Annotated in this window: 17 protein-coding genes; 10 read left to right on the plus strand and 7 right to left on the minus strand. The window is 70.9% G+C overall.

Annotated elements, in window-relative coordinates:
- Window positions 1-98 precede the first annotated feature (98 nt).
- Entirely contained in the window at window positions 99-2,831 is a 2,733-nt protein-coding gene (gene aceE, locus AB0M99_RS33160; protein ID WP_365927111.1) for a pyruvate dehydrogenase (acetyl-transferring), homodimeric type, read from the minus strand.
- A 436-nt stretch (window positions 2,832-3,267) separates the two neighbouring features.
- On the opposite strand from aceE, the gene AB0M99_RS33165 reads away from it, so the two are divergent.
- The 6 genes from AB0M99_RS33165 to AB0M99_RS33190 all read left to right on the plus strand — a co-directional run bounded on the left by AB0M99_RS33165 (window position 3,268) and on the right by AB0M99_RS33190 (window position 7,781).
- Window positions 3,268-3,696, plus strand: a complete 429-nt coding sequence (locus AB0M99_RS33165) for a DUF3052 family protein (protein WP_365927113.1) — start codon at window positions 3,268-3,270, stop codon at window positions 3,694-3,696.
- A 159-nt stretch (window positions 3,697-3,855) separates the two neighbouring features.
- Window positions 3,856-4,314, plus strand: a complete 459-nt coding sequence (locus AB0M99_RS33170; protein WP_365927115.1) for a peroxiredoxin — start codon at window positions 3,856-3,858, stop codon at window positions 4,312-4,314.
- Window positions 4,315-4,416: 102 nt separating this feature from the next.
- The gene (locus AB0M99_RS33175; RefSeq protein WP_365927117.1) at window positions 4,417-4,992 is read left to right on the plus strand and encodes a TerD family protein; all 576 of its coding nucleotides are present in this window, start codon (window positions 4,417-4,419) and stop codon (window positions 4,990-4,992) included.
- A gap of 181 nt (window positions 4,993-5,173) precedes the next feature.
- The gene (locus AB0M99_RS33180) at window positions 5,174-5,749 is read left to right on the plus strand and encodes a TerD family protein (RefSeq protein ID WP_365927119.1); all 576 of its coding nucleotides are present in this window, start codon (window positions 5,174-5,176) and stop codon (window positions 5,747-5,749) included.
- 25 nt (window positions 5,750-5,774) lie between these two features.
- A complete protein-coding gene (locus AB0M99_RS33185) occupies window positions 5,775-6,911 on the plus strand; it encodes a DUF475 domain-containing protein (protein WP_365927121.1) in 1,137 nt (378 codons plus the stop codon).
- A gap of 129 nt (window positions 6,912-7,040) precedes the next feature.
- Complete coding sequence (locus AB0M99_RS33190) at window positions 7,041-7,781, plus strand: Tellurium resistance (RefSeq protein WP_365927123.1); 741 nt, start codon at window positions 7,041-7,043, stop codon at window positions 7,779-7,781.
- Window positions 7,782-7,830: 49 nt separating this feature from the next.
- On the opposite strand, the gene AB0M99_RS33195 is transcribed toward AB0M99_RS33190, so the two are convergent.
- Complete coding sequence (locus tag AB0M99_RS33195) at window positions 7,831-8,589, minus strand: TerD family protein (protein ID WP_365927175.1); 759 nt, start codon at window positions 8,587-8,589, stop codon at window positions 7,831-7,833.
- A 194-nt stretch (window positions 8,590-8,783) separates the two neighbouring features.
- On the opposite strand from AB0M99_RS33195, the gene AB0M99_RS33200 reads away from it, so the two are divergent.
- The 4 genes from AB0M99_RS33200 (at window position 8,784) to AB0M99_RS33215 (ending at window position 13,964) form a co-directional block, all read left to right on the plus strand.
- Window positions 8,784-9,950: an HpcH/HpaI aldolase/citrate lyase family protein gene (locus AB0M99_RS33200; RefSeq protein ID WP_365927125.1), complete on the plus strand. Its 1,167-nt coding sequence runs from the start codon at window positions 8,784-8,786 to the stop codon at window positions 9,948-9,950.
- A 68-nt stretch (window positions 9,951-10,018) separates the two neighbouring features.
- Window positions 10,019-12,490: a phosphoribosyltransferase gene (locus AB0M99_RS33205; protein WP_365927177.1), complete on the plus strand. Its 2,472-nt coding sequence runs from the start codon at window positions 10,019-10,021 to the stop codon at window positions 12,488-12,490.
- Complete coding sequence (locus tag AB0M99_RS33210) at window positions 12,487-13,308, plus strand: HAD family hydrolase (RefSeq protein WP_365927127.1); 822 nt, start codon at window positions 12,487-12,489, stop codon at window positions 13,306-13,308. The genes AB0M99_RS33205 and AB0M99_RS33210 overlap by 4 nt, the downstream gene beginning before the upstream one ends.
- On the plus strand, window positions 13,305-13,964 hold the full coding sequence (locus AB0M99_RS33215) for an O-methyltransferase (RefSeq protein ID WP_365927129.1): 660 nt from the start codon (window positions 13,305-13,307) through the stop codon (window positions 13,962-13,964). Before AB0M99_RS33210 ends, AB0M99_RS33215 begins: the two co-directional genes overlap by 4 nt.
- Before the next feature lie 15 nt (window positions 13,965-13,979).
- On the opposite strand, the gene AB0M99_RS33220 is transcribed toward AB0M99_RS33215, so the two are convergent.
- From AB0M99_RS33220 to AB0M99_RS33240, 5 genes are all read right to left on the minus strand, one after another.
- Window positions 13,980-14,195 (minus strand): zinc ribbon domain-containing protein, encoded by a 216-nt coding sequence (locus AB0M99_RS33220; protein WP_365927131.1) that lies wholly within the window; start codon window positions 14,193-14,195, stop codon window positions 13,980-13,982.
- Window positions 14,196-14,263: 68 nt separating this feature from the next.
- A complete protein-coding gene (locus tag AB0M99_RS33225; protein ID WP_365927133.1) occupies window positions 14,264-15,271 on the minus strand; it encodes a sugar kinase in 1,008 nt (335 codons plus the stop codon).
- A complete protein-coding gene (locus AB0M99_RS33230; RefSeq protein ID WP_365927179.1) occupies window positions 15,268-15,885 on the minus strand; it encodes a bifunctional 4-hydroxy-2-oxoglutarate aldolase/2-dehydro-3-deoxy-phosphogluconate aldolase in 618 nt (205 codons plus the stop codon). The genes AB0M99_RS33225 and AB0M99_RS33230 overlap by 4 nt, the downstream gene beginning before the upstream one ends.
- Window positions 15,886-16,145: 260 nt before the next feature.
- A complete protein-coding gene (locus AB0M99_RS33235) occupies window positions 16,146-16,697 on the minus strand; it encodes a DUF4383 domain-containing protein (RefSeq protein ID WP_365927135.1) in 552 nt (183 codons plus the stop codon).
- A gap of 300 nt (window positions 16,698-16,997) precedes the next feature.
- The gene (locus AB0M99_RS33240; RefSeq protein WP_365927137.1) at window positions 16,998-18,326 is read right to left on the minus strand and encodes a hypothetical protein; all 1,329 of its coding nucleotides are present in this window, start codon (window positions 18,324-18,326) and stop codon (window positions 16,998-17,000) included.
- Between the last annotated feature and the right edge of the window lie 12 nt (window positions 18,327-18,338).

The following is an 18,338-nucleotide window of genomic DNA, read 5'->3' on the forward strand; positions in this document are numbered from 1 at the left end:
CCCGCCGCCGCTTCTGCTTTACCGGTTCCCTTTACTTGTTCCTTACGATGCTCCGCATGAAGGAAACCTCCAGGCAGACGCGGTGGGAGCGCCGTGCGTCACGCGTCGCCGCCGGCCGCGCCCGGGTCCGCCGCCGCGACGTCCAGCAGCCGGTACCGGTCGACGGCCTGCTTCAGCACCGAGCGGTCGACCTTGCCCTCCTTGGCCAGCTCGGTCAGCACCGAGAGGACCACCGACTGCGGGTCGATGTGGAAGAAGCGCCGCGCCGCACCACGCGTGTCCGCGAAGCCGAAGCCGTCCGCGCCCAGCGAGGTGTACGGGCCGGGCACCCACCGCGAGATCTGGTCCGGAACCGCCCGCATCCAGTCGGACACCGCCACGAACGGCCCCTGCGCACCCGACAGCTTGCGCGTCACGTACGGGACGCGCTGCTCCTCCTCCGGGTGGAGCAGGTTGTGCTCCTCGACCTCGACGGCCTCGCGGCGCAGCTCGTTCCAGGAGGTCGCCGACCAGACGTCCGCCTTGACGTTCCACTCCGCGGCCAGGATCCGCTGCGCCTCCAGCGCCCACGGCACCGCCACACCGGAGGCCATGATCTGCGCCCCGATGCTGCCGGCCGTACCCGCCGAGACCCGGTGGATGCCCTTGAGGATGCCGTCGACGTCGACGTCGGCCGGCTCGGCCGGGTGCTGGATCGGCTCGTTGTAGACCGTCAGGTAGTAGAAGACGTCCTCGGCCTCCGGCCCGTACATCCGCCGCAGACCGTCCCTGACGATGTGCGCGATCTCGTAGCCGTAGGCCGGGTCGTACGCCACGCAGCCCGGGTTGGTCGACGCCAGCAGCTGGGAGTGACCGTCGGCGTGCTGGAGGCCCTCACCCGTCAGGGTGGTCCGGCCGGCGGTCGCACCGAGGACGAAACCGCGCGCAAGCTGGTCGGCCATCTGCCAGAACTGGTCACCCGTGCGCTGGAAACCGAACATCGAGTAGAAGACGTAGACCGGGATCAGCGGCTCGCCGTGCGTCGCGTACGCCGAACCCGCGGCGATCAGCGAGGCCGTGCAGCCCGCCTCCGAGATGCCGTCGTGCAGCATCTGGCCGGTCGGCGACTCCTTGTACGCGAGCAGCAGGTCGCGGTCGACCGCCTCGTACTGCTGGCCCAGCGGGTTGTAGATCTTGGCGCTCGGGAAGAAGGCGTCCATGCCGAAGGTGCGGTACTCGTCGGGCGCGATCAGCACGAAGCGCTTGCCGATCTCCTTGTCCCGCATCAGGTCCTTCAGGATGCGGACGAAGGCCATGGTGGTGGCGATCGACTGCTGGCCCGAACCCTTCTTGGCGGCCGCGTACGTCTTCTCGTCCGGCAGCTGCAGCGGCTTCGCGCGCACCACGCGGGTCGGCACGTAGCCCCCCAGCGCGCTGCGGCGGTCGTGCATGTACTGGATCTCGGGGGAATTGCGGCCCGGGTGGTAGTACGGCGGCGCGCCGTCCTCCAGCTGGGAGTCCGGGATCGGGATGTGCAGGCGGTCGCGGAAGCGCTTGAGGTCGTCGACCGTCAGCTTCTTCATCTGGTGCGTCGCGTTGCGGCCCTCGAAGTTCGGGCCCAGCGTCCAGCCCTTGACGGTCTGCGCCAGGATCACCGTCGGCTGGCCCTTGTGGGCCTTGGCCGCCGCGTAGGCCGCGTAGACCTTCTTGTGGTCGTGACCGCCGCGGCCCAGGTGCTGGATCTGCCGGTCGGTCATGTTCTCGACCATCGCCCGCAGCCGCTGGTCCCCGCCGAAGAAGTGCTCGCGGATGTACGAGCCCGACTCGGTCGCGTACGTCTGGAACTGGCCGTCCGGGGTCGAGTTCAGCTTGTTGACCAGGATGCCGTCGCGGTCCTGCGCCAGCAGCGGGTCCCAGGAGCGGTCCCAGATCAGCTTGATGACGTTCCAGCCGGCGCCGCGGAACTGCGACTCCAGCTCCTGCATGATCTTGCCGTTGCCGCGCACCGGGCCGTCGAGGCGCTGGAGGTTGCAGTTGACGACGAAGGTCAGGTTGTCCAGGCCCTCGCGGGCGGCGATGGACAGCTGGCCGAGCGACTCCGGCTCGTCCATCTCGCCGTCGCCGAGATACGCCCAAACGTGGGACTTGGAGGTGTCCGCGATCCCGCGCGCCTGCATGTACCGGTTCATCCGGGCCTGGTAGATCGCGCCGAGCGGGCCGAGGCCCATCGAGACGGTCGGGAACTCCCAGAAGTCCGGCATCAGCCGCGGGTGCGGGTAGCTGGAAAGGCCGTACGGGGCCTTCGACTTCTCCTGCCGGAACGCGTCGAGCTGCTGCTCGGAGAGCCGGTCCAGGAGGTAGGCGCGCGCGTAGATGCCGGGCGAGGCGTGGCCCTGGAAGAAGATCTGGTCGCCGCCGTCACCCTCGTCCTTGCCCCGGAAGAAGTGGTTGAAGCCCACGTCGTAGAGGGAGGCGGAGGAGGCGAACGTGGCGATGTGGCCGCCGACGCCGATCCCGGGACGCTGGGCGCGCGAGACCATGACGGCCGCGTTCCACCGGGTGGCGTTGAGGACCTTGCGCTCGATCTCCTCGTTGCCGGGGAAGTAGGGCTCGTCCTTGGTGGCGATGGTGTTGACGTAGTCCGTGCTGCGCATCTCGGGCACGGCCACGCGCTTCTCGCGGGCCCGCTCGATCAGCCTCAGCATCAGGTAGCGGGCACGCTCACGGCCCCGCTCGTCGACGGCTGCGTCCAGGGAGTCGAGCCACTCCTGCGTCTCCTCCGGATCGAAGTCCGGGACCTGGCTCGGCAGGCCGCCAATGATGATCGGATTGCGATCGGATGCGGAAGCCACGCTGTTCCTTCGCTGTCGGGGGAGTCGTGCCTTGGGTCGCCGCCTCCCATGGTCTTACGCTCGACCGAAATCGTCACCTTTACCACTGGGTAATCCCTGGAGTCGGCAGCGAATCAGGGACGACTGGGTGACGAGACCGGCCAAACCGCAACCTTACGCCCATGAGGATCAGCGACTTCGTAAGGCCGTTCGTCCCTCAAACAGGTAGGAAAGTCCCGACCCGATGCCGAATGAGGTGGAATGGTGTGGGATGAATCACCCGAGGTACACATCGAGGTGCTGAAAGTTGCGGCGAGACGGCCGTAATCGTCACCGTTTCGACGGTCTCGGCGGCCGGGTACTTGCGCGATCCGCCGCGCCCGTGTGGACTACGTCCAATGCTGCGCGTACGCGCGCCGCCGAAAGACATTCACCGAACATGAGCAGGAGGCACCCCGTGAGCGCGACCGCGGACCACGCGGAGAACCTGGCCGCCCGGCTGGGTTTCCAGTCCGAACAGGTGGTCCAGGAGATCGGCTACGACGACGACGTCGATCAGGATTTCCGTGACGTCGTCGAGGAACTCGTCGGCGAGCTCGTCGACGAGGACTACGACGACGTCGCCGACGCCGTACTGCTGTGGTACCGGGAGGACGACGACGCCGATCTGGCGGACGCTCTGGTCGATGCCACCGAGCTGATCGAGGACGGCGCACTGATCCTGCTGCTGACCCCCAAGACCGGCCGCCCCGGCTACGTCGAGGCCAGCGACATCAAGGAGGCGGCCGAGACCGCCGGCCTCTCGCTGGCCAAGGGTCTTCCCGTCGGCAAGGAATGGGGCGCCACCAAGCTGGTGACGCCCAAGACCGCCGTAAAGAAGCGCTGAGCCGTACCCAGCCAAGCGGACACGCACCCCGTCGACCAGGTTGATCCCCGGTCGGCGGGGTGCGTGCGTTGCGGGTCCACAAAACGGACCCCGTGGCCATAGGGTGGCACCACCCGAACGGCCCAGTGCGGCCAAGCAGGAACGAAGGGAATGCGACACATGGCGATCGAGGTCGGCACCAAGGCCCCGGACTTCGAGCTCAAGGACAACCACGGCGCCACCGTGCGGCTCTCCGACTTCAGGGGGGAGAAGGCGGTCGTGCTGCTCTTCTACCCCTTCGCCTTCACCGGTGTGTGCACCGGTGAGCTGTGCGAGCTGCGCGACCAGCTGCCGCGGTTCCAGAACGCCGACGTGCAGCTCCTCGCGGTCTCCAACGACTCGGTGCCGACCCTGCGGGTCTTCGGCGAGCAGGAGGGGCTGGAGTACCCGCTGCTGTCGGACTTCTGGCCGCACGGCGAGACCTCCCGCGCGTACGGAGTCTTCGACGAGGAGAAGGGCTGCGCGGTCCGCGGCACCTTCATCATCGACAAGGACGGCATCGTGAAGTGGACCGTCGTCAACGGGCTGCCCGACGCGCGTGACCTGAACGAGTACATCAAGGCCCTCGACAGCCTCTGAGAAATCCGGGTGCGGGTGGGAACCCGTCACTAGGATCGAAGCGTTGATCCGGTAGTAACCGCACGGCGGGGCACAGCCCCACACAACACCAATGGAGGACCCGTGGGAGTCAGCCTCAGCAAGGGCGGAAACGTCTCGCTGACCAAGGCCGCGCCGAACCTGACGGCGGTCATCGTCGGTCTGGGCTGGGACGCTCGCACCACCACCGGTGTCGACTTCGACCTCGACGCCAGCGCGATCCTGACCAACGACCAGGGCAAGGTCGCCAACGACTCGAACTTCGTGTTCTTCAACAACCTGAAGAGCCCGGACGGCTCGGTCGAGCACACCGGTGACAACACCACCGGCGAGGGCGAGGGCGACGACGAGGCGATCAAGGTCAACCTGGCCGGCGTCCCGGGCGAGGTCCAGAAGATCGTCTTCCCCGTCTCGATCTACGAGGCCGAGAGCCGCCAGCAGAGCTTCGGCCAGGTCCGCAACGCGTACATCCGCGTCGTGAACCAGGCCGACAACACCGAGCTCGCCCGCTACGACCTCTCCGAGGACGCCTCGACCGAGACCGCCATGGTCTTCGGCGAGCTGTACCGCAATGGCGCGGAGTGGAAGTTCCGCGCCATCGGCCAGGGTTACGCCTCCGGTCTGCGCGGCATCGCGCAGGACTTCGGCGTCAACGTCTGAGTCCGAGAGCAGTAGTACCGTCCGGCGCCGTGCACTGTGTGTACGGCGCCGGACGGGCTTTACCGCCGCATCACCGCACCGCCGCATCACCGCACAGCCGTACCGCCGCACAGCCGTACGCCGCCGTACCGCAGCACGCCGTACCGCCATCGCCACACCGTCGTCCGGGGAGGACCACAACATGGGCGTCACACTCGCCAAGGGGGGCAATGTCTCCCTCTCCAAGGCCGCACCGAACCTCACCCGGGTTCTGATCGGCCTCGGATGGGACGCGCGCTCGACCACGGGCGCCGACTTCGACCTCGACGCCAGCGCGCTGCTGTGCAGCGACGGCCGGGTGCTCGGGGACGAGTACTTCGTCTTCTACAACAACCTGAAGAGCCCCGAGGGCTCCGTCGAACACACCGGGGACAACCTCACCGGCGAGGGTGAAGGCGACGACGAGTCGATCATCATCGACCTCACCAAGGTGCCGGAGCGGGTGGACAAGATCGTCTTTCCGGTCTCGATCCACGAGGCGGACGCCCGCCGGCAGAGCTTCGGTCAGGTCAGCAATGCCTTCATCCGCGTGGTGAACCAGGCGGACGGCCAGGAGCTGGCCCGCTACGACCTGTCCGAGGACGCCTCCAGCGAGACGGCGATGATCTTCGGCGAGGTCTACCGCTACGGGGGCGAATGGAAGTTCCGTGCGGTGGGGCAGGGGTACGCGTCGGGGCTCAGGGGCATCGCTCTAGACTTCGGGGTCAACGTTTCGTAAAGCCGTACAAGACGATGGGGTGCCTGTGGTTCTCAAAACCTTCGGCTGGTCGTTCGCAGTCACTGCGCTCGGTCTGGTCGCAGCGGTGTTCTACGGGGGGTGGCAGGCGTTCGGGATCGTCGCGATCCTGTCCATCCTGGAGATCTCGCTGTCTTTCGACAACGCGGTGGTCAACGCCGGAATCCTGAAGAAGATGAATGCCTTCTGGCAGAAGATCTTCCTCACCATCGGTGTCCTCATCGCCGTGTTCGGCATGCGTCTGGTCTTCCCCGTCGTGATCGTCGCGATCAGTGCCAAGATCGGGCCCATCGAGGCCGTCGACCTGGCCATGACCGACAAGGACATGTACAAGCAGCTGGTCACGGACGCTCACCCGTCCATCGCTGCCTTCGGTGGAATGTTCCTCCTGATGATCTTCCTCGACTTCATCTTCGAGGACCGTGACATCAAGTGGCTCGCGTGGCTGGAGCGCCCGCTCGCCAAGCTCGGCAAGATCGACATGCTCTCGGCGTGCATCGCGCTGATCGTTCTGGTCATCACCTCCATGACCTTCGCAGCCAATGCCCACCAGCACGGCGGCACCCATGTGGACAAGGCGCAGACCGTCCTGATCTCCGGCGTCCTCGGCCTGATCACCTACATGGTCGTCGGCGGCCTCTCCGGCTACTTCGAGAACAAGCTGGAAGAGGAGGAAGAGGCCGAGCACGAGGCCGAGGAAGCGGCGAAGAAGACCGGGAAGCCGGTCTCGGCCGTCGCCATGGCGGGCAAGGCCGCGTTCTTCATGTTCCTCTACCTCGAGGTCCTCGACGCGTCCTTCTCCTTCGACGGCGTCATCGGCGCCTTCGCCATCACCAACGACATCGTGCTCATGGCCCTCGGCCTCGGCATCGGTGCCATGTACGTCCGGTCGCTCACGGTCTACCTGGTCCGCCAGGGCACCCTGGACGACTACGTCTACCTGGAGCACGGCGCGCACTACGCCATCGGCGCGCTCGCCGTCATCCTGCTCGTCACGATCCAGTACGAGATCAACGAGGTCATCACCGGCCTCGTCGGCGTCGTGCTGATCGCCTGGTCCTTCTGGTCCTCGGTGCGCCGCAACAAGCGCATCGAGGCCGAGGGCGGGGACGGCGAGTCGGCGGAGGTCAAGGCCGGGGTGTGACCCGGCCCTGATTGCGGAACGCTTCACGCGGAATCATTTCTGTGTGACGGGGCGGCCACGCGGATCCACGGGTCCGCGCGGCCGCCCCGCCGCACATCCGGGCACAGGACCGACCTGGGGGGTTGGGGCATGGGTTTCTTCGACGGGCTCAGGGGCGCGCGCGCCACGCAGTTCCAGTCGGGCAGCGCCTCGTCGAACGCGATCGAGCTGACCAAACGCCATCCGACGGTGTCGCTCACCAAACAGGGCGCGGTGCACGGCAATCTGCGCGTGAACCTCTCCTGGCGCATGCGCACCTCGGACATCGGCGGCCGCAGTGTCGGCCCGAGCGGTCAGCTCTTCCGGCATCCGTTCAAGCTGTTCAAGCCCGACATGGTGCAGGCCCACACCCAGGGCATGGTCAATGTCGACCTCGACATCGGCTGCCTCTACGAGCTGACCGACGGCACCCGCGGCGTCGTACAGCCGCTGGGCAACCTCCACGGGGACATCAACAGCCCGCCGTACGTGAAGCTCAGCGGCGACGACCGGTTCGGAGCGCCCTCCGGCGAGACGGTCTTCGTCAACCTCGACCACATCGACAAGATCAAGCGGCTGCTCGTCTTCGTGTACATCTACGACCAGACCCCGGCCTTCGACCGGACGCACGCCCTGGTCACCCTCTACCCGATCACCGGCCCGCGGATCGAGATCCCGCTGGAGGAGCGGCACCCGCAGGCCCGCTCCTGCGCGGTGGTCTCCCTGGAGAACATCAAGGGCGAGCTGATCGTGCGGCGCGAGGTGAAGTTCGTGTACGGGTTCCAGGCCGAGCTGGACCGGCTCTACGGGTGGGGCCTGCAGTGGGGGCGGGGCTACAAGACCAAGGCCTGAGGCCCCGCCGCCCCCTGGTGCCCGGCCGGGCCGCGGTACGGGTCCGGGGTCAGCGGCGGACGAACTGCGGGCCCTGCGCCGGAAGCCGGAAGGTGGGGTCGCCGCCGGGCCCCGGGAGCGGGGCCGGGGACACCGGCTGCGGGTACCCGTACGCGGGCTGCGCGGCCGGCGGAGCCTGCGTGGGCGGCGCCGGCGGGCGCATCGCGGCGGTCTGCTCGGCGGTGGGCCCCGGCGCCGAGGCCGAGGCCGAGGCCTCCGGGGATCCCTCGTCCACGGAGATCCCGTGGTCGGTCGCCAGCCCCACCAGCCCGTTCGAGTAGCCCTCGCCCAGCGCCCGGAACTTCCACCCGTCGCCCCGCCGGTACAGCTCGCCGCAGATCAGCGCCGTCTCGGCGCCGGTCTCGGGCCGTACGTCGAAGTAGGCCAGCGGCTCGGAGCCGCCGGTGGCGGTGGCGTCGTAGAGCAGGATCCGCAGGTCGTGGACGCGCTGGAAGGGCACGTCCTCGGCGGAGGCGACGACGAGGATCCGGTCGACGGCCGGCGTGACGGCACGCAGGTCCGCCTGGACGGCGTCGGTGATCGAGTCGCCGAGCTGTTTCTTGCCGAGCCGCCATACGGCTCCGGAGGGGTGGCGGGGCTGGTTGTAGAAGACGAAGTCCTCGTCCGACCGCACCCGCCCGTCCGGGCCCACGAGCAGCGCGGACGCGTCCACGTCGGGAACCTCGCCGCCGCCGGTCCAGCGCAGCACCGCCCGGACGGCCACGGGGGCCACCGGGATGTTCGAGCCCTTCTGCATCGCGTGCGTCATGCCGGTCATCCTGCCCTCCCGGGCATGACCGGGACAATGCGGCCCCCCGTAGGGCCTTGTCCAGAACGGAAGACCTGGGCATGGTGCAAGAGGGTTACCTGGATTTCATGTGCTTGGGGAACTCTTGAATCTCATTCGTACGTACTATTACCGGCCATGCCAGTTGGGCCGCCGAGGCAGTACGGGGGAAGCACATGCGTCATTTCGGGCACATATCGCCCACCGTCCGCAAGGACCTCTTCCACCAGGAGCCGGCCGAGTTCACCGCTGCCTCACCCGCCCGCACCCTCGCGGCCGCGCTGGGAGCCACGCTCTACAGCCCTGCCACCCGCCCGAACCTCGCCGGTGACATCCGCAAGCAGGCCTCCCGCGGAGTCGTCTCCATGGTCCTCTGCCTGGAGGATTCCATCAGCGACGCCGACGTGGCGGACGGCGAGGACAACCTCGTCCGGCAGTTCGCGGCCCTCGACGAGGACCCCGCGGAGCTGCCGCTCCTCTTCATCCGCGTCCGCACGCCCGAGCAGATACCCGATCTCGTGCGCCGCCTCGGCGGCTCCGCCTCGCGCCTGGCCGGATTCGTACTCCCCAAATTCACCGAAACCCGAGGAATCGCCTTCCTCGACGCCGTGGCACAGGCCGAGGCGGAGAGCGGACAGCCCCGGCTGTATGCCATGCCCGTCCTGGAGACCCCGGAGCTCCTGCACCTGGAGACCCGCGTCGAAGCCCTCGCCGGCATCTCCCGCACGGTCAACAAGTACCGCGAGAGGGTCCTGGCCCTGCGGCTCGGCGTGACCGACTTCTGCTCGGCGTACGGACTGCGCCGCACGCCCGACATGACCGCCTACGACGTCCAGATCGTCGCGGGGGTGATCGCCGACGTGGTCAACGTGCTCAGCCGCGCCGACGGCACCGGCTTCACGGTCACCGGGCCGGTGTGGGAGTACTTCCGCAGCCAGCAGCGCCTCTTCAAGCCCCAGCTGCGCCGCAGCCCCTTCCTGGAGGAGGGCGTGGAGGAGCTGCGCACCGCGCTGATCGAGCACGACCTGGACGGGCTGCTGCGCGAGATCGAACTCGACCGGGCCAACGGACTGCTGGGCAAGACCTGTATCCACCCCGCGCACGTCACCCCCGTCCACGCGCTGTCGGTGGTCTCCCACGAGGAGTTCAGCGACGCCCAGGACATCCTGCGCCCCGAGCGCGGCGGCGGCGGAGTCATGCGCTCCGCCTACACGAACAAGATGAACGAGGTGAAGCCCCACCGGGCCTGGGCCGAGCGCACCATGCTCCGCGCCGAGGTCTTCGGGGTCGCGAAGGAGGAGGTCGGCTTCGTCGATCTCCTCACGGCCGGGCTCCAGGTGTGAGCGGGCCGTCGCAGGGGGCCACGGGCAGTCACACGAGTACTCCGAGTGTTTCGAGGAAAGGCAAGACGATCGACGAGGTGTGGTCGGGAACCTGGGTCGCGGACCGGCTGGGCGTGAGCCTGGAGGAGGGGTCCGAACCGGGCGGGCCGCGGCTCGACGAGCTGCTCGGGCTGGCGCTGCGGCGCAACCCCAAGCGGGCGCACCTGCTGGTCTCGCAGGTGCTGGGCAAGCACGTCCCGCAGTCCCCGGCAGTCGTGTACGCCGCCGGGTACGGGCTCGGGGAGCGGGTCCGGGCGCTGCTCGGCGAGGCGGCGGCCGCGTCGGCCGTGGTCCTCGGGTACGCGGAGACCGCGACCGGGCTCGGCCACTGCGTGGCCGACGGCCTCGGCGTCGCCCCGTACCTGCACTCCACCCGCCGCCCCGTCGCGGGCGTGGAGCCCGCGGGCGGCTTCGAGGAGGCGCACTCGCACGCCACCTCGCACCTGCTGCTGCCGCAGGACCCCGCGCTGCTGGCGGGCAGCGGCCCGCTGGTCCTCGTGGACGACGAGTTCTCCACCGGCAACACCGTCCTGAACACCATCCGCGACCTGCACGCCCGCCACCCCCGGGCGCACTACGTGGTCGTCGCCCTCGTCGACATGCGCTCCCCGGCGGACCGCGAGCGCCTCACCGCCTTCGCCGCCGAGCTGGGCGCGCGGGTGGACCTGGTCGCGCTCGCCTCCGGCACCGTCTCCCTCCCGGAGGGGGTACTGGCCAAGGGCCAGGCCCTGGTCGCGGAGTACGAGGCCACGGGCGCCGCCCCGGACGCCATGACCGCGCCCGCGCCCGCACCCGCGTCGCCGTCGCCTTCGCCGTCGCCGGCGAAGCTGGAGCTGGACTGGCCCGCCGGAGTCCCCGACGGGGGACGGCACGGGTTCACCCCCGCGCACCGTGCGGTGCTCGACGCGGCCCTGCCGGACCTGGCCCGGCAGCTCGCCGCCGCGCTGGGCGAGCGGCTCGGGCGGGTGCTCGTACTCGGCAACGAGGAGCTGATGTACGCCCCGCTGCGCCTCGCGAAGGCCCTGGAGGAGGCGGGTGCGGCCGACGAGGTCCGCTTCTCCACCACCACCCGCTCGCCCGTGCTCGCCGTGGACGACCCCGGGTACGCCATCCGTACCCGCCTCGTCTTCCCGGCCCACGACGGCCCCGCCGACGGACCCGGCGACCGGTACGCCTACAACGTCCGCAGCAGCACGCCGGGCGCCGGCTTCGACGCCGTCGTCGCCGTGGTCGACTCGGCCGGAGACACCCCGGAGCTGCGTACGGGCCTGCTCGCCGCCCTCGCCCCGCACACCGGCCGGGTCCTGCCCGTCGTCATACCTTCCTACGTACCCGACGTACCCGACCGGCTGGAGCCGATCATGACCGAGCCCCTGCGCGGCCCCGCCTTCTCCTCGTACGCCCCCGAGGACGTCGGCTGGCTGCTCCAGGACCTCTCCGACGTCGAGCTGGAGGCCCCGACCGAGGAGCGCGAGGAGGCGATACAGGCCGGCGGCGCGCACTACGCCGAGTCGCTGCCCGTCGAGTACCAGCCGTCCCCCCAGTACCAGGAGCTCTACCAGAGCGCGCTGACCGCCTCCGCCGTCCGGGTCGCCCGCGCCGTGGGCACCGTCACCGAAACGGTCCTGGCCGAGCGTTCCCCGTCGCCCGTGCTGGTCTCCCTGGCCCGCGCCGGGACCCCGGTGGGCGTACTGATGCGCCGCTGGGCCCGCGAGCGGCACGGCCTGGACCTGCCGCACTACGCCGTCTCCATCGTGCGCGGCCGGGGCATCGACGCCAACGCGCTGCGCTGGCTGGCCGAACACCACGATCCGGCAGACGTGGTGTTCGTGGACGGCTGGACCGGCAAGGGCGCCATCACGCGGGAGCTGCGCGAGGCCCTGGCGGAGTTCGAGGGCTTCAACCCGGAGATCGTGGTCCTCGCCGACCCCGGCTCGTGCGTGGAGACCTACGGCACCCGCGAGGACTTCCTGATCCCCTCCGCCTGTCTCAATTCCACCGTCTCCGGACTGGTCTCGCGTACGGTTCTGAGGTCCGACCTGGTCGGTCCCGCCGACTTCCACGGCGCGAAGTTCTACCGGGAGCTCGCCGCCGCCGACGTCTCCGCCGACTTCGTCGACACCGTCGCCGCCCGCTTCGACGAGGTGGCCGACGCCGTCGACGACGAGGTCAAGGAACTGCTCGCGGCGGACCGCACCCCCACCTGGGTGGGCTGGGCGGCGGTCGAGCGCATCAGCGAGGGGTACGGCATCCACGACGTGAACCTGGTCAAGCCGGGAGTCGGCGAGACCACCCGGGTACTGCTGCGCCGCGTCCCGTGGAAGATCCTCGCCCAGCGCGGTGCCGGGGCCGACCTGGACCACGTACGACTCCTCGCGGAGCAGCGGGGAGTGCCCGTGGAAGAGGTGGACGGGCTGCCCTACACCTGCGTGGGACTCATCCACCCCCGCTTCACGCGCGGCGCGACCGGCGCCGACGGAAAGGCTGTGGCCTCCAAGTGACTGTCCTGGTAGCCAGTGATCTCGACCGCACGCTCATCTACTCGTCGGCCGCGCTCGGCCTGACCATGCCCGACCCGGTGGCCCCGCGGCTGCTGTGCGTCGAGGTGCACGAGAGCAAGCCGCTCTCCTACATGACGGAGACGGCGGCCGGGCTGCTGGCCGAGCTGACCGCCGATCCGCGGGTGGTCTTCGTCCCGACGACCACCCGTACCCGCAAGCAGTACCAGCGGATCCGCTTCCCCGGACGTCCGGCCCCGTACGCGATCTGCGCCAACGGCGGTCAGCTGCTGGTGGACGGGGTGCCGGACAAGGACTGGCGGCGCGAGGTCGCGGCGCGGCTGCAGCGGGAGTGCGCGCCGCTGGAGGAGGTGCACGGGCACCTGCTGGCGACGGCGGACCCGGTGTGGCTGCGCAAGGCGCGGGTGGCGGAGGACCTGTTCGCGTACCTGGTCGTCGAGCGGGCGCTGGTGCCGGACGAATGGCTCAAGGCCCTGGCGGAGTGGGCGCAGGAGCGCGGCTGGTCGGTGTCGCTCCAGGGCCGGAAGATCTACGCCGTTCCGCGGCCGCTGACCAAGAGCGCCGCGATGCGCGAGGTGGCCCGCCGTACCGGGGCCACGGCCACGCTGGCGGCCGGTGACTCGCTGCTGGACGCGGACCTGCTGCTGGCGGCGGACGAGGGATGGCGCCCGGCCCACGGCGAACTGGCCGACGCCGACTGGACGGCGCCGACGGTGACGGCGATCGGCACGGCCGGGGTGCTGGCGGGCGAGGAGATCGTGCGCGCGTTCGGCGGGGCGGTTGAGAGACTGAGCGCATGACCAAGGGCAACAGCACCAAGATCACGGATGAGCTCTACCGGTACATGCTCGCGCACAACCCCCCGCTGGACGCGGTCCAGCGGGGGCTCGTGGCGACGACGTACGAGAAGTTCCCGGACGTCGCCGGGATGCAGTCGGCGGAGGAGCAGGGGCCGCTGCTGGCCTTCCTCGTCCGGCTGACGGGCGCCCGCCACATCGTGGAGGTGGGCACCTTCACGGGCTTCTCGTCGCTGTCGATGGCCCAGGCCCTGCCGCCCGGCGGGACGCTGATCGCGTGCGACGTCTCGACGGAGTGGACGGCGTTCGGCCGCGAGGCCTGGGAGGCGGCGGGCGTCGCCGACCGCATCGACCTGCGGATCGCCCCGGCGCTGGACACGCTGCGCGCCATGCCGGCCGAGCCGCACATCGACATGGCCTATGTGGACGCGGACAAGGAGAGCCAGATCGCCTACTGGGAGGAGCTCGTACCGAGGCTCCGGCCGGGCGGCCTGATCGTCACGGACAACACGCTGTACCACGGCACGGTCCTGGACGAGTCGGCCACGGGCTCGGCGGCGGGCGTCCGCGCGTTCAACGACCACGTCTCGGCGGACACCCGCATGGAGTCCGTCCTGCTGGCGATCTCGGACGGACTCACCCTGTCGCGCAAGCGCTGACGCCGACTCGGGGGGTCAGCCGCAGCCGCCGCCTCCGCAGCAGCCGCCTCCGCCGCCGCCCATCGGGGCCGCGGGGGCGCTGCTGGTGCCGCCCACGGCCACGGCGGAGAGCAGCTTGACGGTGTCGGCGTGTCCGGCCGGGCAGTCGGCGGGCGCGGAGGATTCGGCCATCGGACGGCTGACCTCGAAGGTGTCTTCGCAGGTCCGGCAGCGGTATTCGTAGCGAGGCATGCGGCCAGGCTACGCAGTGCGCACCCCGGATCGTCAATCCCCGGGGTGGCGCTCTGCCCCGCCGGAGCTCAGTGCGGTGCGGCCCCGGCGCGGGCGGCCGGCAGCCCGAGCTCCGAGCGGGTCGGCGCGCCCTCCCGGTCGCCGCGCGGGGCCGCCGCGAAGGCGCCCGCCGCCACGGCCCGGTCGAGGCGCCCGGCGGTGTCCAGCCCGTCGAGCAGGGCCGACAGGTAGCCGGCGGCGAAGGCGTCACCGGCGCCGGCCGGGTCCACCGCCCGGACGGGCCGCGCGGGGGCGTGCACGAGGGCGCCGTCCTCCCCGTACGCGGTCGCGCCGTACGAGCCGTATGCGCCGTCCGCGCCGTCCGCGCCGGGCTCGACGACGACCTCGCCGATCCCGAGCCGCACGAGCTCCTTGGCCCGTACGCCCGGATCGTCCGCACCGCCGGCCGGCAGGCACAGCGCGAGCTCGTCCTGCGTTGCGATCAGCACGTCCACGGACGGCGCCCACTCCCGCAGTACGGAAGCGGCCTCCTCGGCCCCCCACAGCCGCGCGCGGTGGTTGACGTCGAGGCACACCAGCGCGGAGTGCTCGGCCGCGAGGCGCAGGGCGAGGGTGGCCGCCGAACGCGCGGTGCGCGACAGCGCCGGGGTGATGCCCGTCAGGTACAGGATCCTCGGCGGGGCCGCGGTGAAGGCCCGCTCCACCGTGCACGCCTTGAGCCGCGAACCGGCCGACCCCGCGCGGTAGTAGTGACCGCCGCGTGTCTGCTCCGGCAGCCCGGCCGCGGTCAGCATCGGCCCGGCCGCGGTCAGCGTCAGCCCGGTCGGGGCCCCGCCGTCGTCCCGGGAGGCGCCGGACACGTCGACGCCCTCCGCCCGCAGGGTCCGCAGGACCAGCTCGCCGGCCTCGTCGTCGCCGACCGCGCCCGCCCAGCGGACCTCGTGCCCGAGCCGGGCGAGGCCGACGGCCACGTTCGATTCGGCACCGGCGACCGAGACCTCCAGCGTTCCGCCGAGCCGCAGCGGGCCGCTGCCGCGCAGGGCGAGCACCGTCTCCCCGAACGTGAACACGCTCACGCGCAGACCGCCTTGAACTCGGCGGCCCGGCGCCGCAGCGCGTCCAGGTCCCCGCCGTCGGCGGCGTCGCCGACGAGCGGGGAGCCGACGCCCACCGCCACCGCCCCGGAGGCCAGGTACTCGCCCGCGGCGGCCGCGTCCACGCCGCCGACGGGCACGAACGGCAGGTCGGGGAAGGGTGCGCGCAGGGCCCGCAGGTACGCCGGCCCGCCGATCGAGCCGGGGAACAGCTTGAGCGCGGACGCGCCCGCCGCGTCGGCCGCGATGACCTCGGTCGGGGAGATGACCCCGGCGAGCACCGGGAGCCCCTGGCGGACGGACTCGTCGACGCCGGCCCCGAGGCCCGGGGTGGCCATCAGGTTGGCCCCGGCGTCGGCGGCCCGCTGGGCGTCCTCGGCGGTGAGGACCGTACCGGCCCCCAGCCACGCCGTGTCGCCGAGCTCCTTGCGGGCCCGTCCGATGACGTGCAGGGCGTCGGTCCCGCTGAGGGAGACCTCGACGAGCGGTACGCCCTCCTCCACGAGGGTCATGACGGTACGGAAGGAGGCCTCCGCGTCCCTGCCGCGGACGATGGCGACGAGCCGCTCGGTGCGCAGGGCGGCGCCGAACCCCATGGGGGAGCCGTCGTCGGTTCTGATCTTCACGGCGGACCGTGTCCTCTCCAGGTCGGGTGGCAGGACCGGGATGCGGGGGCACTACGGGTGGTGCGGGTGGGCGCGCTCGGCCAGGGCCTGGATGGAGGTGGTCGGCAGCGCCGGGTAGGTGGAAGGGGGCGTCGACCCGTTCCGGTCGGCGCGAGGGCGCACGAAAGCGCGATTTCCCCTTCTTTCGGCAAAGAATTGCACAAGCAATCACCATTTGGCAAATATTTGTGCTACGGCTCGCCTGCCCAGCCGTGACTCCTGACCATCGGTGCCCGCTGCTCCATGGCCGCCTGCTCGGGGTGACGGGCGCGCCAGTACGGATTGTCGTGCGGCAGGGCGCTGCCGACCCGCCCGTACATCCCGAACCACATCAGCATCACGCCGACGACGAAGCTGAACAGCACGTTCTGGATCCTGAAGGCCAGGAAGTTCATGCCGGTGTCGAGCAGCGCGAGGTTCACGAAGCCGCTCGCGATGAACAGCAGGCCCAGCACGATGTTGAGGGTCGAGGCGAAGGTGCCGCCGATCACCGTCCCGGCGAACAGCAGCCCCCCGATGCAGATCGACAGGACGCTCAGCGCACCGTTGGTGTTCAGGGCGAGCACCCTGTCTCCGCCGGTGTCGAAGAACCCGATGCGGTCGATGAGCCCCAGGATGCCGAAGACGACCAGCAGCAGCCCCGTCAGACCGGCGCCGACCCGGTAGATCTTGCTGAGCTTGTGGTCGGCGGGCAGGTGCTCGTCGAGCCGGGCGTTGACGGGGCGCAGGAGGCGTCGCAGCATCCCGTTCCCGGAGGTCTGCGGCTCGTGGGACTCGTAGGGCTCGTGGGGTACGTACGGCGCGTAGGACTCATGGGGTTCGTGGCACCCGTAGAGCGCATGACGACCGTAGGCCTCATGCGGTGCGGGGGCGGGAGGTGCCTGCGGCGTGCGGAACGCACGGAGCGTGCGAGGCCTGTGGAACGTGTGGGCAGCCATACCGGCCTCCTCTACTCCGTTCGGACCCCTCCAGCATCCGCCGCTGACCACCCCGGGACAACTCCGACCCCGAGCCCACGGGGCCTCGACGGCACGGGGTTCGCCTCAGCCGGCGGCGCGGCGGCCGCGGATGTCGGCCACGACCCGGCCCACCGACCCGCGGACCTGCTCCATCTCCAGCAGGAACGCCCAGTAGTCGGGGTGGCGCCCCTCCAGACCGGCCAGCGCACGCTCCACCCGCGCCACCGCCTCGTCCAGGGGCCGCGCGTGCTGCGGCTCGGGCACGGTGCGGCCCTCCATCGCCAGCCGCTGCGCGTCCCGGATCGCGAACCGCGTCCGCTGCACCTCCGCCTGCGGATCCCGCGCCACCGCCTCCAGCCGCGTCAGCCGGTCCTGCGCGGCCGACACCGCGTCGTCGGTGGCGTCCAGCGCCGTCCGGACCGCCTCGACCAGCGCCGCCACGTCCGCCCAGCGCTGCTCGTCCCGCGCCCGAGAGGCCTCCGCCAGCCGTTCCTCCGCCCGCGCCACATCCCGTACCGCCTCGTCGGGCACCTGCTGGAGGTCCTGCCAGCACGCGGCACTGAACCGCCGCCGCAGCTCGCTGAGCACCGGATCCACCCGGTCCGCCCGGTTGCGCAGGGCCTGCGCCCGCGTCCGCAGGCTCACCAGCCGCCGGTCGATCTCCGCCGCCCGCTCGGGCAGCCGCGCGGCCTCGGCCCGTATCGCCTCCGCGTCCCGCAGGATCCGGTCGGCGCGCTGCACGGTCTCCTGTACGCCGTGCTGCGCCGCGCCCTGGTTCAGCTTGGTCAGTTCCGGCCCGAGCGCCGCCAGCCGCGCCGCCAGGTCATCGGCCCGCATCCCCTTGCCGCGTACGTCGTCCAGCGCCGTGCTCGCCGCCAGCAGCGCGGCCCTGGCCCGCTCCCGGGCCGGCGCCACCCGGGCCAGCTGCGTCTCGGCCCTGTCCAGCAGCGGCTGCAGCCCCTGCGCGAAACGGTCCAGCTCCGCCTTGACCCGTACGAGCTCGTCGCGCGCCCGGGTCAGCTCGTCGCGCGCCCGCGCGGCGACGGCACCGTCCAGCTCGGGCCGGTCCAGGTCGTGCGCGTCCACGGCCTCGATGTACACCTGACTGACCTGGTCGATGCGCTGCCCGAGCGCGGTGAACCCGGCGCCCGCCTGCCGCGCCGCGGGCGACCCGTCCGCCGCTGCGATGGTCTCCACCGAGATCCGCAGGTCCCGCTGCGCACTGTCCAGCTCGTAGAACGCGGCCGCGGCGGCATCCTTCGCCGCCTGCGCATCCGCCCGCCGACTCTCGTCCCGCCCGCCGAACCACCGCCGGGATGCCGTCGTCACAATCCCTCTCCCGTACCGCGTCCGCCATGCCCCGCTCCATTCTCCCCTACGGGAACGGGTTTGCGTGGGGGGTGTGCCCGCCATGTAGGCTGTCCA

Origin of the sequence: Streptomyces sp. NPDC051183, from assembly GCF_040682455.1 — a bacterium.
Classification (GTDB): Bacteria; Actinomycetota; Actinomycetes; order Streptomycetales; family Streptomycetaceae; genus Streptomyces.

What these genes read in the sequence shown, in the direction of transcription:
- AB0M99_RS33180 (WP_365927119.1), top strand. Translation starts at nt 5,174, where the DNA reads ATGGGCGTCACACTCGCCAAGGGGGGCAATGTCTCCCTCTCCAAGGCC.
- AB0M99_RS33240 (WP_365927137.1), bottom strand. Translation starts at nt 18,326, where the DNA reads ATGGCGGGCACACCCCCCACGCAAACCCGTTCCCGTAGGGGAGAATGG.
- AB0M99_RS33190 (WP_365927123.1), top strand. Translation starts at nt 7,041, where the DNA reads ATGGGTTTCTTCGACGGGCTCAGGGGCGCGCGCGCCACGCAGTTCCAG.
- AB0M99_RS33220 (WP_365927131.1), bottom strand. Translation starts at nt 14,195, where the DNA reads ATGCCTCGCTACGAATACCGCTGCCGGACCTGCGAAGACACCTTCGAG.
- AB0M99_RS33230 (WP_365927179.1), bottom strand. Translation starts at nt 15,885, where the DNA reads ATGGGGTTCGGCGCCGCCCTGCGCACCGAGCGGCTCGTCGCCATCGTC.
- AB0M99_RS33170 (WP_365927115.1), top strand. Translation starts at nt 3,856, where the DNA reads ATGGCGATCGAGGTCGGCACCAAGGCCCCGGACTTCGAGCTCAAGGAC.
- AB0M99_RS33215 (WP_365927129.1), top strand. Translation starts at nt 13,305, where the DNA reads ATGACCAAGGGCAACAGCACCAAGATCACGGATGAGCTCTACCGGTAC.
- AB0M99_RS33235 (WP_365927135.1), bottom strand. Translation starts at nt 16,697, where the DNA reads ATGCTGCGACGCCTCCTGCGCCCCGTCAACGCCCGGCTCGACGAGCAC.
- AB0M99_RS33195 (WP_365927175.1), bottom strand. Translation starts at nt 8,589, where the DNA reads ATGACGCACGCGATGCAGAAGGGCTCGAACATCCCGGTGGCCCCCGTG.
- AB0M99_RS33200 (WP_365927125.1), top strand. Translation starts at nt 8,784, where the DNA reads ATGCGTCATTTCGGGCACATATCGCCCACCGTCCGCAAGGACCTCTTC.